The sequence below is a fragment of the Streptomyces syringium genome (assembly GCF_017876625.1).
Classification (GTDB): Bacteria; Actinomycetota; Actinomycetes; order Streptomycetales; family Streptomycetaceae; genus Streptomyces; species Streptomyces syringius.
In genome coordinates this window covers 4381138-4407746 of sequence record NZ_JAGIOH010000001.1, presented here as the reverse complement: position 1 = coordinate 4407746, position 26609 = coordinate 4381138, and the positions used below count along the sequence as shown (strand labels likewise).

Genomic DNA, 26609 nt, shown 5'->3' with positions numbered 1-26609 from the left:
GGGGCGTAAAGCGAAGCAGCCCCGCAACAACCCGGAGCGGCCCGGCGCCGCACCACCACCGGCGGGCGGCCAAAGCGCGCCGCGCCCACCACCGGCGGTCAGCCGAACCGCGGGGCCGGGCCCAAAACCGGCTACGCGCCGCCAGGCACAGCCGCGGCAGCGAACTGCGCTGAGTACAGCCCCGCGTACGCCCCCCGCGCCGCCAGGAGCGACTCGTGCGTGCCCTGTTCCACGATGCGGCCCGACTCCATCACCAGGATCACGTCCGCGTCGCGGATCGTGGACAGCCGGTGGGCGATGACGAAGCTGGTGCGGCCCGTGCGGAGCTGGGCCATCGCGTGCTGGATCAGCACCTCCGTGCGGGTGTCGACCGAGCTGGTGGCCTCGTCCAGGACGAGGATCTCCGGCTCCGCCAGGAACGCCCGTGCGATCGTGATGAGCTGCTTCTCGCCGACGGAGACGTTGGCCCCCTCCTCGTCGATCACCGTGTCGTAGCCGTCGGGCAGCGTACGGACGAAGCGGTCGACGTGGGTGGCCTTCGCGGCCTCGACGATCTTGTCCATGGAGGTGCCGGCAGGCGCCCCGTACGCGATGTTCTCCGCGATCGTGCCGCCGAAGAGCCAGGTGTCCTGGAGGACCATGCCGATGTGGCCGCGCAGCTCCTCGCGCGACATCTCGGCGACGTCCGTGCCGTCCAGCGTGATGCGGCCGCCACTGACCTCGTAGAACCGCATCAGGAGATTGACCAGGGTGGTCTTGCCCGCGCCGGTCGGGCCGACGATGGCGACGGTCTGGCCCGGGCGCACGGTCAGGGAGAGGCCCTCGATCAGCGGGGTGTCCGGCTCGTAGCGGAAGGAGACGTCCTCGAAGACGACCTCGCCGCGCACGCGCTCGGGGCCCACCGCCGCCGTGGCGTCCGGCGACTGCTCCTCCGCGTCCAGCAGCTCGAAGACCCGCTCGGCGGAGGCCACGCCGGACTGGACGAGGTTGGCCATGGAGGCGACCTGGGTGAGCGGCTGGCTGAACTGCCGTGAGTACTGGACGAACGCCTGGACGTCACCGATGGACAGCGCGCCCGAGGCGACCCGCAGTCCGCCGACGACGGCGACGAGGACGTAGTTGAGGTTGCCGATGAACATCATCGCGGGCTGGATGACGCCGGAGATGAACTGCGCCTTGAAGCCCGCCTCGTAAAGGTCCTCGTTCTCCTTGCGGAAGGTCTCCGCGGACTCCTTCTGGCGGCCGAAGACCTTCACCAGGGAGTGCCCGGTGTACATCTCCTCGATGTGGGCGTTGAGCGTGCCGGTGGTCTTCCACTGGGCGACGAACTGCGGCTGCGCCCGCTTGCCGATCTTCGTGGCGACGACGATGGAGACGGGCACGGTCACCAGCGCGACCAGGGCCAGCAGCCAGGAGATCCAGAACATCATCGCCAGCACGCCGACGATCGTCAGGGCCGAGGAGACGATCTGGCTCAGGGTCTGCTGGAGGGTCTGCTGGATGTTGTCGATGTCGTTGGTGGCACGGGAGAGGACCTCGCCGCGCTGCTGCTTGTCGAAGTAGCCGAGCGGCAGCCGGCCGAGCTTCTCCTCGACCTGTTCGCGCAGCCGGAAGACCGCCCGCTGGACGACAGCCGTGGCGATCCGCGCCTGGACGAGCATCAGGAGGGACATGCAGAGGTAGATCAGCGCCACCCAGAGCAGCACCACCCCGATGGCGTCGAAGTCGATGCCCCGGCCGGGGGTGAAGTCCATCGCGCCCAGCATGTCGGCGAGCTTGCCGTCGCCGTCGCTCCGCAGCCGGGCGATGACCTCGGCCTTGGTCTGGCCGCCGGGGAACTGCCGGCCGACCACACCGGAGAAGATCAGGTCCGTGGCGTGGCCGAGGATCTTCGGCCCGATGACGGACAGCGCCACGGCGGCGACGCTGAAGAAGAGCGCGACGGCGATGACCGCCCGCTCCGGGCGGAGCGTGGCCAGCAGGCGGCGGCTGGAGCCCGCGAAGTCCATGGACCGCTCGGTGGGCTGGCCGCCCATGTGGCGTGCCATCCCGGCGGCCGGCGCCGGGCCCCTGCGGGGAACAGCGGGGGCGGCGTCCGGCTTCGGCGTACCGGAGGACGGCTTCTCGGTGGACGTCACGCTGCCTCCTCCTCGGTGAGCTGGGAGAGGACGATCTCCCGGTAGGTGTCGTTGGACGCCATCAGTTCGGTGTGGGTACCGCTGCCGACGACCCGTCCCTCGTCGAGGACGAGGATCCGGTCGGCGTCGCGGATGGTGGACACCCGCTGGGCGACGATGACGACCGTCGCGTCACCCGTCTCCTGGGCCAGCGCGGCCCGCAGCCGTGCGTCGGTGGCGTAGTCGAGCGCGGAGAAGGAGTCGTCGAAGAGATAGATGCCCGGTCTGCGGACCAGGGCCCGAGCGATGGCGAGGCGCTGCCGCTGCCCGCCGGAGACATTGGAGCCGCCCTGCGCGACGGGCGCGGCCAGCCCCAGCTCCATCCGCTCCACGAACTCCCGGGCCTGCGCGGTCTCCAGCGCCTGCCACAGCTCCTCGTCGCTCGCGTCCGGCCGTCCGTAGCGCAGGTTGGAGGCGATGGTGCCGGAGAAGAGGTACGGCTTCTGGGGGACGAGCCCGACGCTCTCGGCCATCAGGGCCGGGTCCAGGTCCCGTACGTCCACGCCGTCGAGCAGAACCGATCCGCCGGTCGCGTCGAACAGGCGCGGGATCAGGCCCAGCAGCGTGGACTTGCCGCTGCCCGTGGAGCCGATGACGGCCGTGGTCTCGCCGGGCCGGGCGGTCAGGGAGACGTCCTTGAGGACCGGCTCCTCGGCGCCCGGGAAGCGGAACTCCACCCCGCGCAGCTCCAGATGGCCGGCGCGGCGCAGCTCGGTGACCGGCTCGGCCGGGGGCACCACGCTGGAGTCGGTGCTCAGGACCTCCTGGATGCGCTCGGCGCACACCTCGGCGCGGGGCACCATCATGAACATGAAGGTCGCCATCATCACGGCCATCAGGATCTGCATGAGATAGGCGAGGAACGCGGTGAGCGCCCCGATCTCCATCTGCCCGTCGTCGATGCGGTGCCCGCCGAACCACAGGACGGCGACCGAGGACAGATTCACCACCAGCATCGTCGAGGGGAACATCAGCGACATCAGCCGGCCGGCGCGCACGGAGACGTCCATGAGGTCGGTGTTGGCGCGCGCGAAGCGCTTCCGCTCGTGGGTGTCGCGGACGAAGGCACGGATGACCCGGATGCCGGTGATCTGCTCGCGCAGCACGCGGTTGACGGTGTCGATGCGCTCCTGCATGCCGCGGAAGAGCGGCCGCATCCGCCAGATGATCAGCGAGACCACGGCACCGAGCACCGGCACGATGATCAGCAGCAGTGCGGACAGCGGCACGTCCTGGTGCAGGGCCATCGCGATGCCGCCGACGCACATGATCGGCGCGGAGACCATGAGGGTGAAGGACATCAGGACCAGCATCTGGACCTGCTGCACGTCATTGGTGGTGCGGGTGATGAGCGACGGTGCCCCGAAGTGGCCCAGCTCGCGCGCCGAGAAGGACTGCACCCGGTCGAAGACCGTGGCGCGCAGATCGCGGCCGACCGCCATGGCCGTGCGGGCGCCGTAATAGACGGCCCCGATGGCGCAGACGATCTGGCCGACCGTGACGGCCAGCATCCAGCCGCCGATTTCGAGGATGTACCCCGTGTCCCCCTTCACCACGCCGTTGTCGATGATGTCCGCGTTCAGCGTGGGGAGGTAGAGCGTGGCCAGCGTCTGTATGAGCTGGAGCAACACCACGAGCGCGATCGGTTTCGAATAGGGCCTCAAGTACGCCCGTAGAAGTCGTACCAACACATAGGCAGCGTAAGTGACCGCACTGACAGCGGGCCTCTGGTTTTGGCGGGTGGCGGACGGGGGAGCCCGCGACACCCGTCATCATGGAGGCGCAGGAAGAAGGAAAGGGGTCGCCGTGGCGACGACAGACTCGGCACGTCCGGCACTGCCGGAGCAGCCGGCCCGGCCGGAACCGGAAGGCACGATCCGGTACTGGGCCGCGGCGAAGGCCGCGGCCGGCACGGCCGAGGAGCCGTACGCGGCGCGGACGCTGCAGGACGCGCTCGACGCGGCCCGGCGCCGGCACGCGACCCGTCCGGAGTTCGCGCGGGTCCTGCTGCGCTGCTCCTTCCTCGTGGACGGCGATCCCGTCGGCACACGCGACCACACGACGGTCCAACTGGCCGAGGGCGGCACTGTCGAGGTGCTCCCGCCCTTCGCAGGAGGGTGACCCCGACAGCATGAGCAATCAGCACCGCAATCCGTATGAGCCGCATGAGGCTCATGAGACGTACGAGTCGTACGACGAGCGCTACGCGTCCCAGCCGTACGAGCAGCGCGAGGGCTACGGGGCGTACCAGCCCCGGGCCGCCGCGCAGCCCGACCGGCCGCAGGCCGCCCCGGGCCCCTACGACGCCTACGAGCCGTACGCGCAGCAGCAGCCGCAGCAGTCGCAGCAGCAGCCCACGGCGTGGCCCTCGCACACGGACCAGCAGGGTTACCAGCCCCAGCAGGACCCGGCCACCCAGACCTGGGACACCCGGTCCTGGGAGCAGCGCGGCTGGGAGGCGTCCCCGGCGGCGGAGCCCGCGTACCGCACGCCGTGGCCCGGCGAGCCCCTGCCGCAGCAGACGCTGGGCCACGCGGAGGCCCCCGCCGAGCACGACACGCCGCGGCACACGGGCAACGGCGACACCGGCGCGGGCCGGTACGGCGACTCCTCGTACGGGGACTCCTCGTACGGGAGCACCGTCGGACGGCACACCGCGGCCTCCGGCACGGGCCCGGCGCCCTGGCCCGCGGCGCTCGACGAGCCGGGACCGGGTCCCGGCGCCGGCTCGGTCCACGACGCCGACGGGCCGGCCGGGGAGCCGGCGACCGGCGACCGGCCGATGACCGCGGCCGAGAAGGCGAAGGCCGAGGGCCGGCCGCAGATCCTCTCGCCCGGCTTCAAGCCCGCCCTGGTCACCGCCGTCCTCGCGGCGCTGCTGGCGCTCGCCGCGCCGCTGGGGCAGTTCGCGCTGGTCGTGCCCGTGGTGCTCCTGCAGGCGGTCACGGCGGCCGGATGGTTCCGGCTGAACGGCATGTGGCCCGCCCGGCAGGGCATCGCGCTCGCGTTCCTCGGCGGCGTGGCCGCCGACATCGGGCTGCTGGCCACGGACGCCCTCGACGCGCCGACGGTCCTGATCGGCACCCTCGGCGTGTGGGTCCTGCTGACGCTCGTGCTCCAGCTGCGCAGCCACGCCGCCCCCGACGAGCGGCTGTACGGGCTCACCGCCGCCGTCGCCTCGGCCGGTGTCACGGTGCTGGCGGCCGGGCACCTGGCCGCCGCCGACGACGCCGTCGTGGTGGGCGGGGCCGCCGTCGCCGTGACGGTCCTGGCCCGCGCGCTGCCGCTGCCGTCCGTGGCTTCCCCCGTGATCGCCCTGATCGCGGCGGCCGGCTCCGGCGTCGCCACCGGCGGGCTGACCGGCATCGGCCCGTCCGCGGCCCTGCTGGGCCTGGCGGCGGGCGCCTGCGCCCTGATCGGGCTGCGGGTCGCGAGCTACGACTACCCCTCCCGGTTCGTGCACATGACGGCCGGCGTGGCGCTGCCGCTGGCGGCCGCCGGACCGGTGGTCTACGTGATCGGCCGGGCGCTGGTCTGACGGCCGCGCCCTACGCGGACGGGACGCCGGACGACGTCGGACGGGACGTCGGCCCGGCGTCCCGTTCGACCGGTCCGGTTAGGCTCCCCTGGAACCCGACAGGGAGCCCGATCGAAAGCTGGGGGAACGACAGCAGATGCGTGCCATACGAATACTCCTGATCGTCGCCGTGGTTCTGGGGGCCCTCTTCACGGCCGCCGACCGCGCGGCGGTCTGGTTCGCCGAGAACGAGGCCGCGGAGAAGATCCGCAGCAGCCAGGGCCTCTCCGGCACCCCCGAGGTCTCCATCAAGGGCTTCCCGTTCCTCACCCAGGTCGCGGGCTCCAGCCTCGACGAGGTCGAGATCAAGCTGGACGGTGTCACCGCCAACGCGGGCGACCGCTCGATCCGCGTGACGAACTTCAAGGCGAAGCTGAACGACGTCGAGATCGACAGCAGCTTCTCCTCCGCCGTCGCCCAGCGCGCGACCGGCACCGCGCACATCTCGTACGAGGACCTGACCAAGGCCGCCCAGGACCCCGGGGTGAGTGTCGGCCACGCCAATGCGGGCAGTAACAAGGTCAAGGTCACCGGGAAGGTCTCGGTGTTCGGCCAGGTCGTGGAGCGCAGTGTGGTGTCCACGGTCACGGTGGTGGGCAAGGACACCATCCGGGTGCGCGCGGACCAGATCCCCGCCACCGGCTTCCCGGGGGCGGAGGAGATGATCCGTGCGAAGACCGACTTCGACCGGCAGCTCAGCGGGCTGCCCAAGGGCGTCAAGCTCGAGAAGGTCGTCGCGGGAGCCGACGGCGTGGACATCACGTTCAGCGGCGAGAAGGTCAACCTCGCGGGCTGAGCGGGCAATCGGCGGACGGGCGGGCCTCGGCGCCCGCCTTCCGCGACGCTTCGCGTCCACGCTGCGAGACATCCCCGTCCGCAGAGCAGAATCCCGGGCCACGCAGGGACTTCCGGGTCTCCGGGGTGGCCGGATCCCGGCGTTACCGTCCCACTCTCCGGACGATCCTGTCTCATCATTCGACATACCGGTGACACGCCCGCCTGTCCGTCCCTACGATCGGACGCATGAAGCGACAGGCGGATCTCACGAAGCGGCGGGCAGTCGACCTGTGCCGCGTCGCCGCCATGCTCTGTCGCCGTGTCTGACGGGGACCGCTCCCCCGGTTTCCCTCCCGGCCGTCTCAAGGCCGCATCGAACTCCCCGCATCACACGCTGCGCAGCGCCGCGCACCCATGCCGCCGCGCACCCCGCACAGCACGCGTACATTCCGCAACTGCCCCGGAGGAGAACAGCATGAGCCGCCGCAGCGAGGTCCTGGTCGACGCCGACTGGGTCCAGGCCCGTATCGACGACCCCAAGACCGTCATCGTCGAGGTCGACGAGGACACGTCCGCGTACGACAAGAACCACATCAAGAACGCCGTCCGGATCGACTGGAAGCAGGACCTCCAGGACCCGGTCCGCCGCGACTTCGTCGACCAGGCCGGCTTCGAGAAGCTGCTGTCCGCCAAGGGCATCGCCAACGACGACACCGTCGTCCTCTACGGCGGCAACAACAACTGGTTCGCCGCGTACGCCTATTGGTACTTCAAGCTCTACGGCCACCAGGACGTCAAGCTCCTCGACGGCGGCCGCAAGAAGTGGGAGCTCGACTCCCGCGACCTGGTCGCCGAGGTGCCGCAGCGGGCCGCGACCACGTACAAGGCCAAGCCGCAGGACCTCTCGCTGCGCGCCTTCCGCGACGACGCCGTCAAGGCGATCGGCTCCCTGAACCTGGTCGACGTGCGCTCCCCCGACGAGTTCAGCGGCAAGCTGCTCGCCCCGGCGCACCTCCCGCAGGAGCAGTCGCAGCGCCCCGGCCACATCCCGAGCGCGCGCAACATCCCCTGGTCGAAGTCGGCCAATGACGACGGCACCTTCAAGTCCGACGACGAGCTCAAGGAGATCTACGAGAGCGCGGGCGTGGACCTGGCCAAGGACACCATCGCCTACTGCCGCATCGGCGAGCGCTCCGCGCACACGTGGTTCGTGCTGCACGAGCTGCTCGGCCAGCAGAACGTCAAGAACTACGACGGTTCCTGGACCGAGTACGGCTCGCTCGTCGGCGTGCCGATCGAGCTCGGCGCCAACTGACCCTCCCCCGCTCGCGACCCGAAGGAAGAATCATGTGTGGAGCAAAGGCAGGCGGCCCCGACGCCTCGACCGCCAAGCCCGGTGAGACCACGATCCAGGGCTCGGTGACCCGGGACGGCCACCCGGTCACCGGTTACGTGCGCCTCCTGGACAGCACCGGCGAGTTCACCGCCGAGGTGCCCACGTCCGCGACCGGGCAGTTCCGCTTCTACGCGGCCGAGGGCACCTGGACCGTACGGGCCCTCGTGCCCGGCGCGACCGCCGACCGCACGGTCGTGGCCCAGAAGGGCGGCCTGGCAGAGGTCGCCATCGCCGTCTGACGGCGGACACGAACGGCCGGAGGGCCGCACCCAGGGGTTGGACGCCTTGATGGGGGTGCGGCCCTTCGCGCTGCGCGGAGGCCGGTCGTACGGTGGAGCTATGTACGCGCGGAGGCGCCATGTCTACTTCGCCATGATGGGCACGTGCATCGGCCTGTTCATCCTGGCGTGGTCCGTGGTGCGGCTGTGGTCCGTTCCCGTCGCCGTGGGCATGTGCGTCGTGGCCATGCTGATCCCGCCGGTCGCGGCGATCATGGCCAACCGCCGGGGGCCGGACGACCGCTGGTGGGACGATCCGTCCGGCGACCCGAAGTCGGACGAGTGGTGGGACGAGCTAGACGGCAAACGGTAGGAAACAGCCCGTCCGGCGTTTGAGGACGCGCCCGCAGGGCGCTACCGCCGCAGGCGGCGGCCGACAGCCAGGCAAAGATCCGCCGGACAGGCCTCAGTACACGAGCGCCTGCACGCCGTCCCCCATCGCCTCCGAGACGAACACCTGCGCCCCCGCAATCCGCGCGCCCTCGATCAGATCCTTCTCCTCGATGTCCCGCCGCGCCGCGCACTGCGTGCAGACCGTGATCGTCCCGCCGCCCGCCTTGATGCCGTCGATCAGGTCCGGCAGCGGCGCCGCGTGCGGCAGGTCGAACTCCGCCGCCCGGCCCGGCAGCGCGAACCACGACGACTCACCGGTCAGCCACAACGACACCTCGACACCGCTCGCGACGGCGACCGCCGCCACCGTGAACGCCTGCGAGCACCGCTCGGGCGCGTCCGCGCCCGCCGTCACCTTGATCACGAGCTTCTTCGCCATGCGGCACACCCTATGCGCGGGGCGGCCGACCTCACAGCGCCTCCCGCGAGGCGTCCGACTAGACTCGAAGCGGTCCGTACACCCTCACTCCGACCGAGGAGCGCGCTCGTGCTTGAGGCATTCTTCACCGCCCTGCTGGTTCTGGTCGCCGTCGGCATCACCGCATTCGCCGGGCTGACCTGGAAGAAGCTGTACCAGGGCCAGCGCTGACCGCAGGTCTCCCCGCGCCTCCTTCCTCGTTCTCCTACAGATCGCCTGAGCCCATGATCGAGATTCCGTCCGACCTTCACCCGAGCCTCGTGCCCCTCGTCTTCCTCCTCGGCAAGTGGGAGGGCGCGGGTGTCGCCGACTTCCCCGGTGCCGAGAAGTGCAACTTCGGGCAGGAAGTCACCTTCACGCACGACGGCCGTGACTTCCTCGAGTACACCTCGCACAGCTGGGTGCTCGACGAGGAGGGCAAGATGGTCCGCCCCCTGGAGACCGAGAGCGGCTACTGGCGGATCGACAAGGACCGCAAGCTCGAGGTCGTCATGATCCGCGACCAGGGTGTCGCCGAGGTCTGGTACGGCGAGCTGGCCGACAAGAAGCCGCAGATCGACCTGGCCACGGACGCCGTCGCCCGGACCGCGGCCTCCGGCCCGTACACCGGTGGCAAGCGCCTCTACGGCTACGTCAAGAGCGACCTGATGTGGGTCGGCGAGAAGGCCACCCCCGAGGTGCCGCTGCGCCCCTACATGTCGGCGCACCTGAAGAAGGTCGCCGACCTGGCGGAGTGGGCGAAGAACCTGCCCGACGACATGCCGGACGGCGTCGCCTTCTTCAACCAGGACGGCACGCCCTACACCGGCTGAGCGCACGACCCACGAGAGCTTCGCTCTCACCACGCCCCGCGGGGGAAGTCCGGTCGAATTCCGGCGCTGACCCGCAACGGTAGGCGGGAGGACCTGCACGGTCCTCCCGCGAGCCCGATCACCCGCGGCGGCGTCAGCTCCTGACAACTCGCCGTGGACTGCGAGGGGACGCCCCCGCGGAACGCGCTCGGGGCCGCTCCTTGGGACGCAAGGACGCGGCCCGAGCCGAAGGCGTCACCCCATGGGGATCCCCTCCCAGCTCACCTCTCCGAGCACGACGGGCCCGCCCGGCAGACCGCCGGCCCCGCCCGGCAGACCGCCGGCTCCGCGCAGGCTGCCGCTGCCGCCCCTGCTGGCCGGGCTCGGGGCCGCCCTGATCGGCTCGCTCCTGTGCTGCGTCGGCCTCGGCTCCTCCGGGGTGACCTGGTCGCAGACGCTGCGCTATCTGTGGGCGGGGCTCAGCGGCGGGGCCATCGCGCCCGAAGAGTTCTCCGCCTACACCATCATCTGGGAGCTGCGCTTCCCGCGCGCCCTGCTCGCCGCCGTCGTCGGCGCCGGGCTCTCCGCGATCGGCGTCGCCGTCCAGGCCATGGTCCGCAACGCCCTCGCCGACCCCTTCGTCCTCGGGATCTCCTCCGGTGCCGCCGTCGGGGCAAACGCCGTGCTGCTCTTCGGGGCGCTGGGCTCGCTCGGCGTGTGGGCGCTGTCCGGGGCGGCCTTCGCCTCCGCGCTCGCCGCCATGCTGCTCGTCTACGCGGCGGCCCGCACCCCCTACGGGCTGACCCCGCTGCGGCTGGTGCTCACCGGCACCGCCATGTACTACGGCTTCTCGGCCGTCACCACCTTGATGGTCTTCAGCGCCGACCGCGGCGAGTCCGCCCGCTCGGCCATGATGTGGCTGCTCGGCAGCCTGGGCGGGGCCACCTGGGCGTCCGTGCCCATCGCGGCGGCCGCCGTGGCGGGCGGGCTCGGCTATCTGCTCTGGTCGGCACGGAACCTCAACGCCCTCGCCATGGGCGACGAGACCGCGGCCGCGCTCGGTGTGGACCCCGACCGGATGCGCCGACGGCTCTTCGTCGTCGCGGCGGCCGTCACCGGCGCCGTCGTCGCCGTCAGCGGTGCGATCGGCTTCGTCGGCCTGATGGTCCCGCACGTCACCCGCATACTCGTGGGCGCCGACCACCGCCGGGTCCTGGCCGTCGCACCGCTGCTGGGCGCGGTGCTGCTGCTGTGGGTCGACATCGTCTCCCGGCTGCTGCTGGCACCCGTGGAACTGCCCGTCGGTGCCATTACGGCCGTCATCGGCGTGCCCTGCTTCGTGCTGCTCATGCGGCGCCGCGGCTACACCTTCGGAGGGTCTTAGAGCATGCGCGTCGACATCGAGGACCTGTCGGTCGAGATCGCGGGCGCCCGGCTCGTCACGGACATCGCGCTCCGGGCGGACAGCGGACAGTTCGTCGGCCTGGTCGGGCCCAATGGCAGCGGCAAGTCCACCCTGCTGCGCTGCGTCTACCGCGCCCTGCGGCCGGCCGCGGGCAGCGTCCGCCTCGGCGGTGACGACCTGCACGCGCTGAGCCCCCGGGAGGGCGCCCGCAGGCTGGCGGCGCTGCCGCAGGAGTCGGCGAGCGAGTTCGACTTCACCGTCGGCGAGATCGTCGCCATGGGGCGGCTGCCGCACCAGAGCGCCGCCGGGCGCGTCACGGCGGCCGACACCGAGGTCTGCGCGGACGTCCTGGAGCGGGTCGGCGCGACCCACCTCGCCGACCGGGGCTTTCTGACCCTGTCGGGCGGCGAGAAGCAGCGGGTGCTGATCGCGCGGGCCCTGGCGCAGCAGCCGAAGGTGCTGGTCCTGGACGAGCCGACGAACCATCTGGACATCGCCCAGCAGCTGGAGGTCCTGGCACTGGTGCGCGGCTCCGGGCTGACGGTCCTGGCCGCGCTGCACGACCTCAATCTGGCCGCCACCCACTGCGACGCCCTGTACGTCATCGCCGACGGCCGCATCGTCGCCTCCGGGCCGCCGCACGACGTGCTGACCGCCGAGCTGCTCGCCGACGTCTTCGGCGTACGGGCGCACCGGGTGCCGCACCCCGAGTCCGGCGCCCCGCAACTGCTCTTCGACCGCCTTCCCGCCCGCTGAGGCTTTCCCCAGTTCAGGCTTCCCTCCGTTTGAGGCCTCCCTCCCTTTAAGGACGTGCCATGGCCACCGCCGCCGCCCGTACCGCCCGCACCCTGACCGCCCTCGTCGCCGCCGTCGCCCTCGCGGGCTGCGGCGCGAAGGTCGACGACTCCTCGGAGGGGAAGACGACCCAGTCCAAGGGGGACGGGGTCAGGAGGGGCGCTGCGGCGCACTACCCCGTGACCATCGAGAACTGCGGGGTGAAGACGACGTACGACAAGGCGCCGCAGCGGGTGGTGACCAACGACGTCGGCATCGCGGAGATCATGTTCGCGCTCGGCCTGGAGGACCACATGGCGGGGTATGTGGCGCCGGACTACAAGGGCGACCGGGACGACCGGGCGGCGGCCGCCTGGACGGACGGCTACAAGAAGGTGAAGTGGCTGTCCAAGAAGGAGATCACCAAGGAGATCGTCCTCGACGCCAAGGCCGATCTCGTCTTCGCGGGCTGGAACTACGGCTTCGGCGAGGGCAACGGCTTCACCCCCGCGTCCCTGAAGAAGCTGGGCATCGGCTCGTACGTGCTGACCGAGTCCTGCCGCAACAACGGTGACGCCAAGTCCCGCGGGGTGATGCCGCCGCTGGAGGCGCTCTACACCGACCTGGAGACGCTGGGGAAGGTCTTCGACGTCGAGGACCGGGCGGCGAAGCTCATCGCCGGGTTCAAGAAGCAGGTCGCCGACGCACAGGCGCAGCTCCCGAAGGACGGCGAGCGGCCCAGCGTCTTCCTCTACGACGACGGCCGGGACAAGCCGCTGACGTCCGGGATGTACGCCGGACCGCACGACATCATCACCAAGGCCGGCGGCGACCACGTGATGAAGGACCTCAAGGACTCCTGGGTGTCGGTCAGCTGGGAGGCGGTCGTGGAGCGCAACCCGGACGTCATCGTGATCAACAACTACGGCGATGTCACGGCGCAGCAGAAGAAGGAGTTCCTGAAGTCCTACGCCCCGCTCGCGGGCGTCTCGGCCATCAAGAACGACCGCATTTTCGTCCTCGACTACGTCGATCTCGTCGAGAGCCCCCGCAACCCGGCGGCCATCGTCGCGCTGTCCCAGTACCTGAAGGGGGTCCGCAAGGGCTGAGCCTGCCTAGACTGGGGGCGTGGTGGACACCGACTGGCAGAGCGATCTCCGTAAGCGCGGCTACCGGCTGACCCCGCAGCGCCAGCTCGTGCTGGAGGCGGTGGACCGGCTGGAGCACGCGACGCCGGACGACATCCTCACCGAGGTCCGCAAGACCGCGGGCGGGGTCAACATCTCCACGGTCTACCGGACACTGGAGCTGCTGGAGGAGCTGGGGCTGGTCAGCCACGCCCACCTCGGCCACGGTGCGCCCACGTACCACCTGGCCGACCGGCACCACCACATACACCTGGTCTGCCGGGACTGCACGGACGTGATCGAGGCCGATCTGTCGGTGGCGGAGCCCTTCACGGCGACGCTGCGCGAGACGTTCGGCTTCGAGACGGACATGAAGCACTTCGCGATCTTCGGGCAGTGCGCCAAGTGCTCCGCGAAAGCGCCGTCCGCCGGGTCGTAGGCTTGTCCGCATGCTGCGTCATACGAAAGCCAGCCCCCTGCTGTCGCTGCCCGGTGCCGTGCCCGCCGAGGGCCCGGACGAGGGCGTCGCCGCGCACTACGGCGACCTGTTCCGCGAGCAGCGCGCGCTCGCCGGCGGGTCCGGATTCGTGGACCTCTCGCACCGCGGAGTGGTCACCGTCACCGGCGCCGACCGGCTGAGCTGGCTGCACCTGCTGATCACCCAGCACGTGAGCGACCTCCCGGCCGGGCAGGCCACGGAGGCACTCGTCCTCTCCGCCAACGGCCACATCGAGCACGCGCTGTACCTGGTGGACGACGGGGAGACGACCTGGGCCCATGTGGAGCCCGGCACCCAGGGCGATCTGATCGCCTACCTGGAGAGCATGAAGTTCTTCTACCGGGTCGAGGTCGCCGACCGTACGGACGACTTCGCCGTGGTCCACCTCCCGGCGGGCTCGATCGCCGAGTCCCCCGAGGGCGTCGTGGTGCGCGAGACGCCGCACGGCCGGGACCTGTTCCTGCCGCGCGCGGAGCTGACGGCGTTCGCGGGCTCGCACGGCCCCGCGGCGGGCTCCCTCGCCCACGAGGCGCTGCGCGTCGAGGCGCACCGTCCGCGGCTGGGCCTGGAGACCGACCACCGCACCATCCCGCACGAGCTGGGCTGGCTCGGCACGGCGGTCCATCTGCAGAAGGGCTGCTACCGCGGCCAGGAGACCGTCGCCCGTGTCCACAACCTGGGGAAGCCGCCGCGCCGGCTGGTCTTCCTGCACCTGGACGGCAGCGACGTGAAGCTGCCCGGCCACGGTGCGCCCGTCCGCCTCGCGGCGGACGGCGCGGAGGGCCGCCAGCTGGGCTTCGTCACCACCTCGGCCCGCCACCACGAGCTGGGCCCGATCGCCCTGGCCCTGGTGAAGCGGAACGTACCCCTGGACGCGGCGCTGGTGGTCGGCGAGGGGACGGCGGCAGCGCAGGAGGTCGTGGTCGAGCCGTAGCGTCTGCCACTGGGCTTGTCGGGACACGGCGGCCCGCCGCGGGCCTTTCAGCCTTCGGCTGGGGGTGACGTCGGTCCGGCACCGCCGGGATGCGCCGTCGGGGTGCTGCGCCGTCGCGGCGGAATGGAGGGGCTGGGCCCCTCCGGCCCCTGGCGGCACGCCACAGGCAACAGACACCCCGCCGGGATGGCTTACACCTCCAGCAGGACCGTGAACGGGCCGTTGTTCGTCAGGGAGACCTTCATGTCCGCGCCGAAGCGGCCCGTTGCCACTTCGGCGCCCAGGGCGCGTAGCCGGGTGACCACCTCGTCGACCAAGGGTTCCGCCACGGGGCCCGGCGCCGCGGCGTTCCACGTGGGGCGGCGGCCCTTGCGGGCGTCACCGTAGAGAGTGAACTGGGAGATCACCAGCAGGGGTGCGCCCACGTCCGAGCAGGACTTCTCCTCGTCGAGGATCCGCAGCGACCACAGCTTGCGCGCCAGCTGCGCGGCCTTCGCCTCAGTGTCCTCGTGCGTCACTCCGACAAGCACGCACAACCCCTCGCCGAGGATCTCGCCGACCACCGCACCGTCCACGACGACGCTCGCGCCGTCCACTCTCTGCACCACTGCACGCATACGGACCATGATGCCCTGCGTCCATCCAGGGCTGTTCGGGTGCGGAGGCCCTGCGGGCGGGGCGGACACAGTGGCACGATGCGTACAGGCGGTGCGCATGCGGGCAACGTGATGTGACCGCACACCGCCCGAGGGGACGGATACGCATGCCCACACCCACCGAGGACGGCCCCATGCTCAAGGCAGTGGACAGTCTCAACCCCCGCCCGCCGAGCCAGCGTTCCGGCAGGCTCGCGGACGTCCCCGTGCGGCGGCTGGGCGATCTGCGGCTCGCGGAGCTGCGCGCGGTGCGCCGGGACGCGCAGCGCGACGAGGCGGACCTCAGCTATGTGCGGCGGCTGCTCCAGGGCCGCATCGACATCCTGCGGGCCGAGCTGGCCCGTCGCGCGGCCCCGGGCTCGCCCCTCATGGAGCGGCTCGTCGTCGACCGGCTGTCGGAGATCCTCGCGGACGTGCCGTCCGCCCACCGCTCCTCCGCCCGCCATGTGACGCTCGGAACACCGCACAGCGAGGAGTTCCGCCGGCTGGCCGAGGACATGCTCTCCGAGGTGGAGCTGTCCGACCTGGCCGCCCGGACGGACCACGAGCTGCACGAGGGGATGGCCCGCCTCGTGGCCTACGAGCGGCAGGTCTCCGGCCGCCGCCAGCAGCTGCAGCGCACGACCGACGATTGCAGTGCCGAGATCGCCCGCAGGTACCGTGAAGGGGAAGCACAAGTAGACGACCTCCTCTCGTGAGACCTCCGGGGGCGGTCCGCACCACCTCCCCCCGGAAAGTCGACGATGACCTCCTCGCTCCTCGCGCCCCCGCCCGCCGCCGCCCACGGCATACCCCCGGTCCTCGCCGAGGTCGTGCGTTCCGGCTTCGTCGAAGGCCACCACCGGGGCTCGCTGGTGCTGCTGGCCGCCGACGGAAGCGTCGAGCTGGCGCTCGGCGACCCGGCGGCCCCGGTCTACCCGCGCTCGGCCAACAAGCCCATGCAGGCCGCCGCCATGCTGCGGGCCGGGCTGGAGCTGTCCGGCGAGCGCCTGGCCCTGGCGGCCGCCAGCCACTCCGGCGAGGGCTTCCACCTGGAGCTGGTGCGCACGATGCTCACCGAGTTCGGCCTTCAGGAGAGCGCTCTGCAGACCCCGGCCGACCTGCCGCTGGACCCGGTCGAGGCCGAGTCCTACCTGGCGGCGGGCCGGGTCCGCGACCGCGTCACGATGAACTGCTCCGGCAAGCACGCGGCCATGATCGCCACCAGCGCCGCCAACGGCTGGCCGCTGGACTCCTACCTCGACCCCGTGCACCCGCTCCAGCGCCTGGTGCTGGAGGTCGTGCAGGAGGCGAGCGGCGAGCGCGTCGCCCACGTCGGTACGGACGGCTGCGGGGCCCCGCTGATGGCCTTGACCCTCACCGGGCTGGCCCGGGCCTTCCGCACCTTCGTCCTGGCCGCTCCGGGCACCCCCGAGCGCCGGGTGGCGGACGCGATGCGCGCCCACCCGGAGTACGTGGCCGGCACCCGCCGCCCCGACACCTGGCTGATGCGCGAGGTGCCCGGCGTGCTGTCGAAGATGGGCGCCGAGTCCGTCCAGGCCGTGGCCCTCCCGGACGGCCGCGCCCTCGCCTTCAAGATCGACGACGGCGCCCCGCGCGCCATGGGCCCCGTCCTGGCCCGCGCCCTGGAGCTGCTCGGCGTCGACTCCCCCGTCGTGGCCCGCATCGGCGAGATGCCGCTGCTGGGCGGCGCGGAGCGGGTGGGCTCGATACGAGCGGCGTTCTGAGGCCGTCCGACGACCGGACGCCCCGGACGCCGCGGGCCGCACGGAAAAATCGTGTGCGGCCCGCACCACCGCTTGCCTAGCGTGACGGCATGAGCCTCGAAGTCCGCGCGATCGACGAATCCGAACTCACCGACTGGAGCCGCGCCCTGCGCACCGGCTTCCTCATGCCCCCCGCGGTGACCAAGAAGGAGGTCGAGTTCCGCCGCGCGGGCAGCGATATCGAGCGCATCCAGGGCGCCTTCGACGACGGGCGCTGCGTCGCCACCTTCCGCAGCTTCGCGCAGCGGATCACCGTGCCCGGCGGCGCCGCGGTGACGGCGTCCGCGGTCTCCAACGTCACCGTCTCCCCGACGCACCGCCGGCGCGGGCTGCTCAGCCGCATGATGGACCGCGATCTGCGGGCCGCCAAGGAGCGCGGCGAGGTCGCCTCGACGCTGATCTCCGCCGAGTACCCGATCTACGGCCGGTACGGCTACGGCCCGGCCGTCTGGACCACCGAGTGGGAGATCGACGTCCCCCGCGCCGGGCTCGACCGGCGCTACACGGGCCCTGCGGACGGCGGGCGCGTCGACCTCGTCGACGGCGCCGACGCCCGGCGCCTCGGCCCCGGACTGCACGAGCGGCTGCGGGCCGTACGGCACGGTGTCGTCGACCGCGACACGCAGTGGTGGCAGACCCGCACGGGCGAGCCGCCGCACCCCAGCTACCCCTGGACGGAGCCCTTCTACGCGGTCCACCGCTCTGCCTCCGGCAGCGTCGACGGCCTCCTCGTCTACACCGCCGACGATGTGTGGGAGGCCAAGACGTCGCAGACCACGGCCACCGTCCGTGACTGCTTCGCGGTCACCCCCGAGGCCGAACGCGCCCTGTGGCACTTCCTGTTGTCGGTCGACTGGATCATCAAGATCCGCACCGGCCTCCGCGCGCCCGACGATCTGCTGCCGCTCCTGCTGCCCGACCCCCGCGCGGCCCGGACGCTCACGCACGCCGACTTCCTGTGGCTGCGCCCCCTCGACGTGCCGGCGCTGCTGGAGGCCCGTACGTACGCCACCTCGGGTTCCCTCGTGCTCGACATCGCCGACCCGGCCGGGCTCGCCGCCGGCCGCTATCTCCTGGAGGCCGGACCGGACGGCGCCTCCTGCACCGCCACCACGCGCCCGGCCGATCTCTCGCTGCCCGTCGGCGAATTGGGCACCCTGTACCTCGGCGACGAGTCGTCCACCCGGCTCGCCGCCCTGGGCCGGGTCACCGAGGAACGCCCCGGCGCGCTCACCCTCGCGGACGCGCTGCTGCGCACGGCGCGCCGGCCGTGGTGCCCGGACATCTTCTGATTCCGGCCCTCCGGACCGGCTCACCGGCCTCAAGTGCCCCGGGAAATACCGGACTTCCCGGGGCACTTGCCATGAGTGGATGAACGATCCACCAATGACGCTTGACCTCAACCATGCTTGAGGTTGGAAGCTTCTTCTCAGCGGCCCCACCGGCCGCCTCACGATCCCGAGATTTCCGTAGCCAGGGGGGACCCCATGTCCGACAGCCCGTACCGCCTCGCCGTCGTCGTCGCCTCCACCCGCGAAGGCCGCTTCGGCCCCACGGTGGCCGGCTGGTTCGCCGAGCAGACCGCCCAGCGCACCGACATCGACGTGGACGTCATAGACCTCGCCGACCACCCGCTGCCGGTGAACCTGTCCAGCGACCCCGGCCCGGAGGCTGCCGCCCTTCTCGCCGAGGTCTCCCCGCGCCTCGCCGAGGCCGACGCCTTCGTCGTCATCACCCCCGAGTACAACCACAGCTACCCGGCCTCGGTGAAGAACCTCATCGACTGGCACTACACCCAGTGGCAGGCCAAGCCGGTCGGCTTCATCTCCTACGGCGGCCTCTCCGGCGGTCTGCGCGCCGTCGAGCACCTGCGCCCGGTCTTCGCCGAGCTGCACGCGGTGACCATCCGCGAGACGATCAGCTTCCACAGCCCGTGGGGCAAGTTCGACGACAACGGCCGCCACCTGGACGAGGAGGCCGGCACGGCCGCCGCCGGTGCTGCGAAGGTCATGCTCGACCAGCTCACCTGGTGGGCGCTGGCCCTGCGCGAGGCGCGTGCCGCGCGCCCGTACGGCAACTGAGTCCGTGCCGGCTTCGACGTTGTCCGCGCGGGTACGGGGGTCCCGCGCGGACGGCGTCCGTCCTGCCGCCTGCTGCGGCGGGCGCCCTGCGGGCGCGTCCTCAATCGCCGGACGGGCTGCATTTTGCAGCCCGTCCGGCGATTGAGGACACCGCCGCGCAGCGGAGGTGCACTGGGTCACCCCTGCGGGACGGCAACATGCTGGCCGATGCCGCCGTCGACGTACAGCCTCTCGCCCGTGGTGAACGTCGCGTCCACGGCCAGGAACAGCGCGGCACGGGCCACCTCGTCGGCCGTACCGTGCCGCCGCATCGGGGTGGCGGTGTCACCCCACTGCTGCATGGCCTCGAACTCCTCGGGGGTCAGGCCCTGCACGCCCCCACCGGGGGTGTCGATGAAGCCGGGCGACACCGCGTTGACGCGGATGCCCTGCCCCACCAGCTCCGAGGCGAGCGTCTGGGCGAAGGACCACAGGGCCGACTTCGTACCGGAGTAGACGCTCATGCCGGGCGGCGCCGTGATGTCGGCGACCGAGGTGGTGAAGACGATCGATCCGCCCTCCGCGATCAGCGGCAGCAGGCGCTGCACGGTGAAGAACGCGCCCTTGGTGTTCACCGCGAACTGCTTGTCGTAACTCTCCTCGGTGACCTGCGCGACCGGGGCCAGCTCCGAGATGCCCGCGTTGACGAAGAGGTGGTCGATCCGCCCGAGCTTCTCCTCCACCGTGTCACCGAGCGCCGCGATGGCGGCCATGTCGGAGATGTCGGAGGCGACCACATGGGCCGACGAGCCGAGCTCGGTCCGCGCGTCCTGGAGGTTCCGGGGGTTGCGGCCGGTCAGCAGGACCTCCGCGCCGCCCTCGACGAGCCGCTTGCCGATGGCCAGTCCCATGCCCATCGTCCCACCGATGATGACGGCCTTCTTGCCCGCATACGTGGTCATGTCCCGCTGCTCCCTGGGGTGTTCCGGCGGCTTCCGCGCGCCGCCGGGTTCGTGGTGCCCACTGTGCCGAGGGGCGCTGTGGGTTTCCTGACGGTCCGCTGTCGGTGGGTCGGGTTACGGTTTCGGCATGGGGTTCGGGGGACGGTTCGGGGTGCTGGGCCCGCTGGTGGTCCGGGACGGCGCGGGGAAGACGGTCAGGGTGCCGGAGGCCAAGGTCCGGGCGCTGCTGGCCGACCTGCTGGTGCACGAGGGACGGCCGGTCTCCGCCGACCGGCTGATCGACGATCTGTGGGCCGCGGATCTCCCGGCCCACCCCGCCAACGCCCTGCAGAACAAGGTCTCCCAGCTGCGCCGCGTCCTCGGCCGTGACAGCGTGCTGCGCCAGCCCCCCGGATACCGGCTGCGGATCGACGACGGCGACGTGGACGCGGACCGCTTCCAGGCCCTGGTGGCCCGCGCCCGCGCCACCGACGACCCGCGGGCGCGGGCGGCCCTGCTGACCGATGCGCTCGGACTGTGGCGCGGCCCGGCCTACGCCGACTTCGCCGACGAGGAGTTCGCCCGCACGGCGGCGCTGCGCCTGGAGGAGCAGCGGCTGACCGTCCTGGAGGAGCAGGCCGAGGCCCGGCTGGCGGCGGGCGAGCACGGCGCGCTCGTCGGGGAGCTCACCGCGCTCGTGGCCCGCCACCCGCTGCGCGAGCGGCTGCGCGCCGCCCAGCTGCGGGCGCTGTACCGCGCGGGGCGGCAGAGCGAGGCCCTCGCCTCGTACGACGAGCTGCGCGTCCGGCTGGCCGAGGAGCTGGGCCTGGACCCGGGACCCGAACTGGCCGCGCTCCACCGGTCGATCCTCGGCCAGGACCAGGCGATCCTCGGCCAGGATCCGGGGCAGGCCCCCACCCCGCCCCTCACGTCGGCCCCCGCCGCCGTCCCGCGCGCACAGCTGCCCACCCCGCTCACCCCCTTGATCGGCCGGGAGCGGGCGGTGGCCGAGGCGAGCGCCCTGCTCGGGGCCGGGCGCCTGGTGACGCTCACCGGCCCCGGCGGGGTCGGCAAGACCCGGCTCGCGATCGAGACCGCCGCCCGGCACGCCGACGCCTTCCCCGACGGTGTCCACCTCGTCGAGCTCGCCGGGCAGCGCGGTTCCGTCGCCGGCCTCACCGAAGTGATCGCCACCGAGCTGGGCCTCCGCGACGACGGGGCCTCGGGCATGCCCATGCCCGCCGCGGCCACCACGCCCGCCGACCGGCTGGCGGCGGCCCTCCGCGACCGCCGCACCCTGCTCGTCCTCGACAACTGCGAGCACGTCGTCGAGCACGTCGCACACCTCACGGCCCTGCTGCTGCGGGCCGCGCCCGGACTGCGCGTCCTGGCCACCAGCCAGGAGCCGCTGGGGCTCGCGGGCGAGACCGTGCGGGCGGTGGAGCCGCTGCCCGCCGCCGAAGCGGTGCGCCTCTTCGCGGCCCGCGCGGCGGCCGCCGCCCCCGGCTTCGTGCTCGACGCCACGACCGGCGGGGCCGTCGAGGAGATCTGCCGACGGCTCGACGGCCTGCCCCTCGCCCTGGAACTCGCGGCCACGCGCGTGCGCGCGCTGGGCGTCCGCGAGCTGGCCGACCGCCTCGACGACCGCTTCCGCGTCCTGACGGGCACCCACCGCGGCGCCCCGCCCCGCCAGCAGACCCTCCGCGCGGTGATCGACTGGAGCTGGGAGCTGCTGACGGCCCCCGAGCGCATCGTGCTGCGCCGTCTCGCCGCGCACACCGACGGCTGCACGCTCCGGGCCGCGGAGGCGGTCTGCGCGGGCGACGGCGTACGGGCCGAGGAGGTCCTCGATCTGCTGGCCCGCCTGGTCGACCGCTCCCTGGTGGTCATGACGGACGGCCCCCGGGGCCCGCGCTACCGCCTCCTCGAATCGGTCGCCGCGTACGGCACGGAACGCCTGCGGGACATGGCGGACCTCGAGCCCGTACGCGCCCGCCACCTGCACCACTACACCGAACTGGCCGAGCGCGCCGCGCCCCGCCTCCGCGGCCCCGAGCAGGACCACTGGCTCGCCGTCCTCGACGCCGAGACCGCCAACCTGCGCACGGCCCTCGACACCGCGCTCCGGCAGGGCCCGCCGCAATCGGCGCTGCGGCTGACCGCCGCCCTGTCGTGGTACTGGCTGCTGCGCGGCCGGCTGGGCGAGGCACGGCGGTCGCTGGAGAGCGCGCTGAAGTCGGCGGCCCCTTCTCCCACGGAAGACGGCGCTCTCCCCCTTCGGGCCGAAGTCCATGCACTGTGGGGCAGCTTCGCGTTGCTGTCGGGCGCCCGGCGGCCACTGTCCCCGGCGGAGGAGACAGCGGACGCGGGGCCCTGTCCCCAGGCCCAGTGGTTCCGCTCGTACGCCCTGGCCAACGCGGGCGACCAGGCGGGCGCGGAAGCGCTCGTCGGGCTCGCCCTGGCCGGCTTCCGCGAGCGGGACGACCGGTGGGGCGTCGCGGCGGCGCTCGGCCGACGGGCGGTGGACGCCCTGATCCGCGGCGACATGGCGACGCTGAAGCACGACGGCGAGCGCAGCGCGGAGCTGTTCGGGGAACTGGGCGACCGTTGGGGCCAGTTGCAGAGCGTCTCCCCGCTGGCCGCGCTCGCCGAGATCGGCGGCGACTACGAGCGGGCCGGGGTCATCCAGCGGGACGGGCTGCGCCTGGCCGAGGAACTCGGCCTGCGGGCCGAGGTCTCCTCCCGGCTGTCGGGCCTCGGCCGGCTCGCCCTGCTGGCCGGGGACCTGGACGGGGCACGCGAGCTGCACGAGCGGGCCCGGCGGATCGCCGCCGAGCAGAGCTTCAAGTTCGGTGAGATATACGCCGAGATGGGCCTCGCCCTGGGAGCCCGCCGGGAGGGCGACCTGCCCACCGCCGAGAGGTACCTCCGCCGCATCCGGGAGTGGTACGAGCAGGTGGCGCCGGAGCCCTCGGGCAACGCGCTGATCCTCGCCGAACTGGGCTTCGTCGCCGAACAACGCGGCGACGCGGAGGGGGCGCGGTCCCTGCACCTCCAAGGCCTGGAGGCCGCCCGCCTCAACGGCGGTCCGCGTGCCATCGCCCTGGCCCTGGAGGGGCTTTCCGGGGTGGAGGTCCTGTCCGGGCAGTTCGAGCGGGCGGCCTGCCTCCTCGGCGCGGCGGCGGCCGGCCGGGAGTCGGCGGGCACGCCCCTGCCGCCCGCCGAACGCGGCGACGTCGACCGGATCACGACGGCGGCCGAGGCCGCCATGGGAAAAACGGCCTTCGCGGAAGCGTTCGCCCGGGGCGGTTCCCTGTCGGGGACCGGCCCGCTTCTGCTGGCCCAGGGCCAGTAGCCCTCCCGGCGGTGGCCGGGGGACGAACCGGATCCCGTCGCGATGCGCGAAGGTCCGCGAAGGCCGGCCGGACAGGCACTAGTCGACGAGTGCCAGTTCCGCGACGACCGCGCGGTGGTCGGAGCCCCGCAGGGTGTGTTCGCTGACCGAGACCGCCGCCAGGCCGCTGCCGTGCAGGACGTGGTCGAGCTGGAGCAGTGACGGCACGCCCGAGGCGTCGGCCGGCCAGGTCGGGGCCCAGCCACGGCCGAGCTCCGCGTGGGAGTCGGTGAGTCCCGCGGACAGCAGCCTCCGCATGGGCGCGTGGTCGAGGGTCGCGTTGAAGTCCCCGAGGAACACCGTGTCCCGCCCCGAGTCCACCGCCTCTTCCCGCAGCTCCCGCATGTCCCGCGCCCAGCGCCGGGCGTCCCCCAGCGGGTAGAGCGTATGCACCGCCACCAGCCGCACCGTGCGCCCGCCGACCTTGACGGCGGCCGTCGTCTGCGGCCACACCGTGGCCCGGCCGCGCAGCAGACCCCCGCCCGTCAACGGCAGCCGGGAGTAGAGCGAGGAATCCGACTCCGGGTGCAGCTCCCGGTGCGGCATCAACTCCGCCATGCCCGCCTTGTCGAGCGCCGCGATCGCCTTCGGCGTCATCTCCTCCATGGCCAGCACGTCCAGCCGCTCGGCACGGACGAGCCGGACGAGCGCCTCGGGATCGACCGCGCCCACATGCGCGTTGCTGGTGGCCACCCGCAACCGCGGCGCGCCCGCCGGCACGGGTTCCCTGTCGGGAACGAACCGGGGCACCGTCCAGGCCAGCTCCGTCACGACCAGCACAGCCGCCACCGCCGCGCCCCACCACGACCGCAGTGCCAGCAACACCACCAGGACGACCACGGTGCCGACCACGGCGTACGGGAACCCCGCCATCGGCATGGCGAGCCAGGTCCCGTCGTCCCACGATGTGGCTCGCGCCGCGACGAGGGTGGCTGCGCCGGCCAGGGCTGTCGCGCAGACGATCTGTATGGCTTTCCTTATGGGGGCTCGCATCCGGCCATTTTGCGGGGTCCACTGCCTGGGGCTTTGAATCTTTGCGGGTGGCCCGCCGTTTCCCGCTGCGCGGGGCGGTCAGTACCCCGCCGTGAAACGAACCCGCACATGCCGCGGCCGCTCCACCTCGTCCAGGAGGACGACCGCCAAGTCCTCCATGGAAATGGAAGAGTTCCCCTCCGCATCCACCACCAGCTCATCGCCGCCCAGACGATACGTACCGGTCCGCACACCCGGCTCCAGGACCGCCGCCGGGCTCAGATAAGCCCAGTCCACCTCGGTCTCCGCGCGGCAAGCGGCAAGTTGCGCGTTGCAGGCCAGAGCGATGCCCCGCCAGTCCGCGGGGAAGCCGGGGGCGTCGATCACCGTGGTGCCACCGGTGCCGGGGACCATCAGGCTGCCCGCGCCGCCGACGACCATGAGCCGCACACCGGTGTGGGCGAGGCCGGTGAGCAGCCCTTCCGTGGCTTTGACGAGTTCGCCCTCGCTGCCCGGCGCCGGGCGGGTCGCGCCGATCACGACGTCCCGGCCGGCGCTCAGCCGGGCCACGTCCTCGGGGTTCGAGGCGTCGCCGACGCGCGCCTCGGCCCCGGCGGGCAGCTGGGGGAAGCGGGCGGGGTTCCGTACGACGGCGGTGACCTCGTGCCCCCGGGACAACGCTTCGGCCACCACTCGGCTGCCGACGTTGCCCGCTGCTCCGAAAACGGTGATGCGCATGATGCTCAAGCTCCTTGTGAAGAGGTGATTCGGATCAGCGGGAGGACGGGACGGACGGGGCCTGCTCAGAGGCCTGCCCAGAGGCCTGTTCAGGGGCCCCCACCGGGGCCACCGCCCGCCCCCGCGAGGGCAGTTGCGCCACGACGAGGGCGCCGAGGACGACGAGCCCGCCCAGTGACTGGCCGACGGAGAGTTCCTGGTCGAGCGCGAGCCAGCCGAGCGTGGTGGCGACGAGGGGGCTGAGCAGTCCGAGGAAGGTCACGTTCGTCGGGGACAGGGCGCGGATGCCCCGGAACCACAGGACGTAGGCGAGGGCCGCGCCGATGATCGCGAGGTAGCCGTAACCGGCCAGGTTGGCGGCGCTGAGCGTCGTCGGCGGGGGGCCTTCCACGGCGAGGGCGACCGGGAGCAGCAGCAGGCCGCCCGCGACGAGCTGCCAGCCGGTGGTCGCGAGCAGGGGTGCGGGAGAGGTCCACCGCTTGCTGAGGACGATCCCGGTGGCCATGACCACCGCACTGGCGACGGCGGCCGCGACGCCGATGCCGTCCAGCCCGGCGTCGGCCCGCAGGACGAGCAGGCTGACGCCGCCGACCCCCGCGACACCGGCGAGCGCGGTACGCATGGACACCCGCTCACCGAGCAGTCCGGCGGACAGGCCGACGACCAGCAGGGGCTGCAGGGAGCCGATGGTGGCGGCGACCCCGCCGGGCAGCCGGTAGGCGGCGACGAACAGGAGGGCGAAGAACGCCCCGATGTTGAGGGCGCCGAGCACCAGCGAGCGCCACCACCACACGCCTCGCGGCAGCCGCCTGGTGATCGCCACGAGCAGGAGGCCCGCCGGAAGGGCGCGCACCACGCCCGCCAGCAGAGGGCGGTCCGGCGGCAGCAGTTCGGTGGTGACGAGGTAGGTGGTGCCCCAGATGGCGGGCGCCAGCGCGGTCACGAAGATGATGGCGATCCGATTGCTTAGCACTAAGACAATGTATCTCACCGCTAAGGGACTGGCTAGAGTGGAGTCATGGCAGACCATGTGGACCGAGTGCTGGAACAGTGGGCCGAGCGCCGCCCCGACCTGGACGTATCGCCGATGGCGGTGATCGGACGGCTGTCGCGGCTGCACCGGCTGATCGACACGGAGCTGGGCCGCACCTTCGCCGCGCACGGCCTGGACAAGGCGTCCTTCGACGTTCTGGCCACCCTGCGCCGCAGCGGACCGCCGCCGTATTCACTGACCCCGGCCGGGCTGATGCGTTCGTCCATGGTCACTTCGGGGGCCATCACCCAGCGCCTCGACCGGCTGGAGGCCCGGGGCCTGGTGACCCGCACGCCGAGCGCCTCGGACGGGCGCGTCGTGCACGTCACCCTCACCGAGGAGGGCCTCGCCCTGATCGACCGGGCCCTGCCCGACCACGTCGCCACCGAGGAGCGCATCCTCGCCGCGCTCTCGCGCCCCCAGCGGGACGCACTCGCCGGGGGACTCCGCGATCTCCTGGAGTCCCTCGACGGCACCGTGTGACCCGGCGTCCCCCGGGGCGG

At 72.3% G+C, this 26609-nt stretch carries 27 protein-coding genes; 19 read left to right on the top strand and 8 right to left on the bottom strand.

The features are described from left to right. Nucleotides 1-131: 131 nt before the first annotated feature. Together JO379_RS19685 and JO379_RS19680 are read right to left on the bottom strand one after the other, a co-directional pair. Nucleotides 132-2036, bottom strand: coding sequence for an ABC transporter ATP-binding protein (locus JO379_RS19685; RefSeq protein WP_209518759.1), 1905 nt, complete (start codon nucleotides 2034-2036; stop codon nucleotides 132-134). Nucleotides 2037-2134: 98 nt separating this feature from the next. Beyond that, nucleotides 2135-3868 carry an ABC transporter ATP-binding protein gene (locus JO379_RS19680; protein WP_130879276.1) on the bottom strand — a complete coding sequence of 578 codons (1734 nt, stop codon included), beginning with the start codon at nucleotides 3866-3868 and terminating at the stop codon, nucleotides 2135-2137. 145 nt (nucleotides 3869-4013) lie between these two features. On the opposite strand from JO379_RS19680, the gene JO379_RS19675 reads away from it, so the two are divergent. From JO379_RS19675 to JO379_RS19650, 7 genes are all read left to right on the top strand, one after another. Beyond that, nucleotides 4014-4298 carry a MoaD/ThiS family protein gene (locus tag JO379_RS19675; protein ID WP_130880231.1) on the top strand — a complete coding sequence of 95 codons (285 nt, stop codon included), beginning with the start codon at nucleotides 4014-4016 and terminating at the stop codon, nucleotides 4296-4298. Between the two features lie 10 nt (nucleotides 4299-4308). Beyond that, nucleotides 4309-5715, top strand: coding sequence for a hypothetical protein (locus tag JO379_RS19670; protein WP_209516122.1), 1407 nt, complete (start codon nucleotides 4309-4311; stop codon nucleotides 5713-5715). Between the two features lie 136 nt (nucleotides 5716-5851). Further along, entirely contained in the window at nucleotides 5852-6550 is a 699-nt protein-coding gene (locus tag JO379_RS19665) for an LmeA family phospholipid-binding protein (protein ID WP_130879274.1), read from the top strand. Nucleotides 6551-6777: 227 nt separating this feature from the next. Then, nucleotides 6778-6858: a putative leader peptide gene (locus JO379_RS34150; RefSeq protein ID WP_356454418.1), complete on the top strand. Its 81-nt coding sequence runs from the start codon at nucleotides 6778-6780 to the stop codon at nucleotides 6856-6858. A 148-nt stretch (nucleotides 6859-7006) separates the two neighbouring features. Further along, nucleotides 7007-7846, top strand: coding sequence for a sulfurtransferase (locus tag JO379_RS19660; RefSeq protein WP_130879273.1), 840 nt, complete (start codon nucleotides 7007-7009; stop codon nucleotides 7844-7846). A 32-nt stretch (nucleotides 7847-7878) separates the two neighbouring features. Further along, nucleotides 7879-8166: a DUF1416 domain-containing protein gene (locus tag JO379_RS19655; RefSeq protein WP_130879272.1), complete on the top strand. Its 288-nt coding sequence runs from the start codon at nucleotides 7879-7881 to the stop codon at nucleotides 8164-8166. Nucleotides 8167-8266: 100 nt separating this feature from the next. Then, nucleotides 8267-8518 carry a DUF3099 domain-containing protein gene (locus JO379_RS19650; RefSeq protein WP_242626192.1) on the top strand — a complete coding sequence of 84 codons (252 nt, stop codon included), beginning with the start codon at nucleotides 8267-8269 and terminating at the stop codon, nucleotides 8516-8518. A gap of 93 nt (nucleotides 8519-8611) precedes the next feature. On the opposite strand, the gene JO379_RS19645 is transcribed toward JO379_RS19650, so the two are convergent. Next, nucleotides 8612-8977, bottom strand: coding sequence for a DsrE family protein (locus tag JO379_RS19645; protein ID WP_130879270.1), 366 nt, complete (start codon nucleotides 8975-8977; stop codon nucleotides 8612-8614). A gap of 263 nt (nucleotides 8978-9240) precedes the next feature. On the opposite strand from JO379_RS19645, the gene JO379_RS19640 reads away from it, so the two are divergent. The 6 genes from JO379_RS19640 (at nucleotide 9241) to ygfZ (ending at nucleotide 14546) form a co-directional block, all read left to right on the top strand. Then, nucleotides 9241-9828 (top strand): heme-binding beta-barrel domain-containing protein, encoded by a 588-nt coding sequence (locus JO379_RS19640; protein ID WP_130879268.1) that lies wholly within the window; start codon nucleotides 9241-9243, stop codon nucleotides 9826-9828. Between the two features lie 241 nt (nucleotides 9829-10069). Continuing rightward, nucleotides 10070-11191: a FecCD family ABC transporter permease gene (locus tag JO379_RS19635; RefSeq protein WP_209516119.1), complete on the top strand. Its 1122-nt coding sequence runs from the start codon at nucleotides 10070-10072 to the stop codon at nucleotides 11189-11191. 3 nt (nucleotides 11192-11194) lie between these two features. Further along, on the top strand, nucleotides 11195-11968 hold the full coding sequence (locus tag JO379_RS19630; protein ID WP_130879266.1) for an ABC transporter ATP-binding protein: 774 nt from the start codon (nucleotides 11195-11197) through the stop codon (nucleotides 11966-11968). 59 nt (nucleotides 11969-12027) lie between these two features. After that, nucleotides 12028-13095, top strand: coding sequence for an ABC transporter substrate-binding protein (locus JO379_RS19625; RefSeq protein ID WP_209516116.1), 1068 nt, complete (start codon nucleotides 12028-12030; stop codon nucleotides 13093-13095). Between the two features lie 19 nt (nucleotides 13096-13114). Further along, nucleotides 13115-13552 carry a Fur family transcriptional regulator gene (locus tag JO379_RS19620; RefSeq protein ID WP_130879264.1) on the top strand — a complete coding sequence of 146 codons (438 nt, stop codon included), beginning with the start codon at nucleotides 13115-13117 and terminating at the stop codon, nucleotides 13550-13552. Between the two features lie 10 nt (nucleotides 13553-13562). Beyond that, a complete protein-coding gene (gene ygfZ / locus JO379_RS19615; protein ID WP_130879263.1) occupies nucleotides 13563-14546 on the top strand; it encodes a CAF17-like 4Fe-4S cluster assembly/insertion protein YgfZ in 984 nt (327 codons plus the stop codon). A 191-nt stretch (nucleotides 14547-14737) separates the two neighbouring features. On the opposite strand, the gene dtd is transcribed toward ygfZ, so the two are convergent. Further along, complete coding sequence (dtd, locus tag JO379_RS19610; RefSeq protein ID WP_130879262.1) at nucleotides 14738-15163, bottom strand: D-aminoacyl-tRNA deacylase; 426 nt, start codon at nucleotides 15161-15163, stop codon at nucleotides 14738-14740. Nucleotides 15164-15309: 146 nt separating this feature from the next. Here dtd and JO379_RS19605 point away from each other — a divergent pair, with 146 nt between their 5' ends. The 4 genes from JO379_RS19605 (at nucleotide 15310) to JO379_RS19590 (ending at nucleotide 19049) form a co-directional block, all read left to right on the top strand. Then, nucleotides 15310-15900 carry an RsiG family protein gene (locus JO379_RS19605; protein ID WP_242626191.1) on the top strand — a complete coding sequence of 197 codons (591 nt, stop codon included), beginning with the start codon at nucleotides 15310-15312 and terminating at the stop codon, nucleotides 15898-15900. Between the two features lie 45 nt (nucleotides 15901-15945). Further along, nucleotides 15946-16929: an asparaginase gene (locus JO379_RS19600; protein WP_209516114.1), complete on the top strand. Its 984-nt coding sequence runs from the start codon at nucleotides 15946-15948 to the stop codon at nucleotides 16927-16929. Nucleotides 16930-17018: 89 nt separating this feature from the next. Next, nucleotides 17019-18260, top strand: a complete 1242-nt coding sequence (locus JO379_RS19595; RefSeq protein WP_209516111.1) for a GNAT family N-acetyltransferase — start codon at nucleotides 17019-17021, stop codon at nucleotides 18258-18260. A gap of 195 nt (nucleotides 18261-18455) precedes the next feature. Continuing rightward, on the top strand, nucleotides 18456-19049 hold the full coding sequence (locus JO379_RS19590; protein WP_130879259.1) for an NADPH-dependent FMN reductase: 594 nt from the start codon (nucleotides 18456-18458) through the stop codon (nucleotides 19047-19049). Nucleotides 19050-19225: 176 nt separating this feature from the next. On the opposite strand, the gene JO379_RS19585 is transcribed toward JO379_RS19590, so the two are convergent. Beyond that, nucleotides 19226-19990 (bottom strand): SDR family oxidoreductase, encoded by a 765-nt coding sequence (locus JO379_RS19585; RefSeq protein WP_130879258.1) that lies wholly within the window; start codon nucleotides 19988-19990, stop codon nucleotides 19226-19228. Nucleotides 19991-20117: 127 nt separating this feature from the next. Here JO379_RS19585 and JO379_RS19580 point away from each other — a divergent pair, with 127 nt between their 5' ends. Further along, nucleotides 20118-23324, top strand: a complete 3207-nt coding sequence (locus tag JO379_RS19580; RefSeq protein WP_209516107.1) for an AfsR/SARP family transcriptional regulator — start codon at nucleotides 20118-20120, stop codon at nucleotides 23322-23324. A gap of 78 nt (nucleotides 23325-23402) precedes the next feature. On the opposite strand, the gene JO379_RS19575 is transcribed toward JO379_RS19580, so the two are convergent. The 3 genes from JO379_RS19575 to JO379_RS19565 form a co-directional block, all read right to left on the bottom strand. Then, nucleotides 23403-24356 carry an endonuclease/exonuclease/phosphatase family protein gene (locus JO379_RS19575; protein ID WP_242626190.1) on the bottom strand — a complete coding sequence of 318 codons (954 nt, stop codon included), beginning with the start codon at nucleotides 24354-24356 and terminating at the stop codon, nucleotides 23403-23405. Between the two features lie 78 nt (nucleotides 24357-24434). After that, nucleotides 24435-25073, bottom strand: coding sequence for an NAD(P)-dependent oxidoreductase (locus tag JO379_RS19570; protein ID WP_209516105.1), 639 nt, complete (start codon nucleotides 25071-25073; stop codon nucleotides 24435-24437). A gap of 34 nt (nucleotides 25074-25107) precedes the next feature. After that, complete coding sequence (locus tag JO379_RS19565; RefSeq protein WP_242626189.1) at nucleotides 25108-26046, bottom strand: EamA family transporter; 939 nt, start codon at nucleotides 26044-26046, stop codon at nucleotides 25108-25110. Nucleotides 26047-26091: 45 nt separating this feature from the next. Between JO379_RS19565 and JO379_RS19560 the strand changes: the two genes are divergently transcribed. Further along, nucleotides 26092-26589 (top strand): MarR family winged helix-turn-helix transcriptional regulator, encoded by a 498-nt coding sequence (locus JO379_RS19560; protein WP_209516101.1) that lies wholly within the window; start codon nucleotides 26092-26094, stop codon nucleotides 26587-26589. Nucleotides 26590-26609: the final 20 nt, after the last annotated feature.

Bases quoted from the DNA above. Each gene is read 5' to 3' on its own strand.
- dtd (WP_130879262.1), bottom strand. From the start codon at position 15,163: ATGCGTGCAGTGGTGCAGAGAGTGGACGGCGCGAGCGTCGTCGTGGAC.
- JO379_RS34150 (WP_356454418.1), top strand. From the start codon at position 6,778: ATGAAGCGACAGGCGGATCTCACGAAGCGGCGGGCAGTCGACCTGTGC.
- JO379_RS19605 (WP_242626191.1), top strand. From the start codon at position 15,310: ATGCCCACACCCACCGAGGACGGCCCCATGCTCAAGGCAGTGGACAGT.
- JO379_RS19585 (WP_130879258.1), bottom strand. From the start codon at position 19,990: ATGACCACGTATGCGGGCAAGAAGGCCGTCATCATCGGTGGGACGATG.
- JO379_RS19635 (WP_209516119.1), top strand. From the start codon at position 10,070: ATGGGGATCCCCTCCCAGCTCACCTCTCCGAGCACGACGGGCCCGCCC.
- JO379_RS19655 (WP_130879272.1), top strand. From the start codon at position 7,879: ATGTGTGGAGCAAAGGCAGGCGGCCCCGACGCCTCGACCGCCAAGCCC.
- JO379_RS19665 (WP_130879274.1), top strand. From the start codon at position 5,852: ATGCGTGCCATACGAATACTCCTGATCGTCGCCGTGGTTCTGGGGGCC.
- JO379_RS19580 (WP_209516107.1), top strand. From the start codon at position 20,118: ATGGGGTTCGGGGGACGGTTCGGGGTGCTGGGCCCGCTGGTGGTCCGG.
- JO379_RS19640 (WP_130879268.1), top strand. From the start codon at position 9,241: ATGATCGAGATTCCGTCCGACCTTCACCCGAGCCTCGTGCCCCTCGTC.
- JO379_RS19560 (WP_209516101.1), top strand. From the start codon at position 26,092: ATGGCAGACCATGTGGACCGAGTGCTGGAACAGTGGGCCGAGCGCCGC.
- JO379_RS19630 (WP_130879266.1), top strand. From the start codon at position 11,195: ATGCGCGTCGACATCGAGGACCTGTCGGTCGAGATCGCGGGCGCCCGG.
- JO379_RS19595 (WP_209516111.1), top strand. From the start codon at position 17,019: ATGAGCCTCGAAGTCCGCGCGATCGACGAATCCGAACTCACCGACTGG.
- JO379_RS19625 (WP_209516116.1), top strand. From the start codon at position 12,028: ATGGCCACCGCCGCCGCCCGTACCGCCCGCACCCTGACCGCCCTCGTC.
- ygfZ (WP_130879263.1), top strand. From the start codon at position 13,563: ATGCTGCGTCATACGAAAGCCAGCCCCCTGCTGTCGCTGCCCGGTGCC.
- JO379_RS19650 (WP_242626192.1), top strand. From the start codon at position 8,267: ATGTACGCGCGGAGGCGCCATGTCTACTTCGCCATGATGGGCACGTGC.
- JO379_RS19660 (WP_130879273.1), top strand. From the start codon at position 7,007: ATGAGCCGCCGCAGCGAGGTCCTGGTCGACGCCGACTGGGTCCAGGCC.
- JO379_RS19590 (WP_130879259.1), top strand. From the start codon at position 18,456: ATGTCCGACAGCCCGTACCGCCTCGCCGTCGTCGTCGCCTCCACCCGC.
- JO379_RS19570 (WP_209516105.1), bottom strand. From the start codon at position 25,073: ATGCGCATCACCGTTTTCGGAGCAGCGGGCAACGTCGGCAGCCGAGTG.
- JO379_RS19600 (WP_209516114.1), top strand. From the start codon at position 15,946: ATGACCTCCTCGCTCCTCGCGCCCCCGCCCGCCGCCGCCCACGGCATA.
- JO379_RS19645 (WP_130879270.1), bottom strand. From the start codon at position 8,977: ATGGCGAAGAAGCTCGTGATCAAGGTGACGGCGGGCGCGGACGCGCCC.
- JO379_RS19685 (WP_209518759.1), bottom strand. From the start codon at position 2,036: ATGGGCGGCCAGCCCACCGAGCGGTCCATGGACTTCGCGGGCTCCAGC.
- JO379_RS19670 (WP_209516122.1), top strand. From the start codon at position 4,309: ATGAGCAATCAGCACCGCAATCCGTATGAGCCGCATGAGGCTCATGAG.
- JO379_RS19575 (WP_242626190.1), bottom strand. From the start codon at position 24,356: ATGCGAGCCCCCATAAGGAAAGCCATACAGATCGTCTGCGCGACAGCC.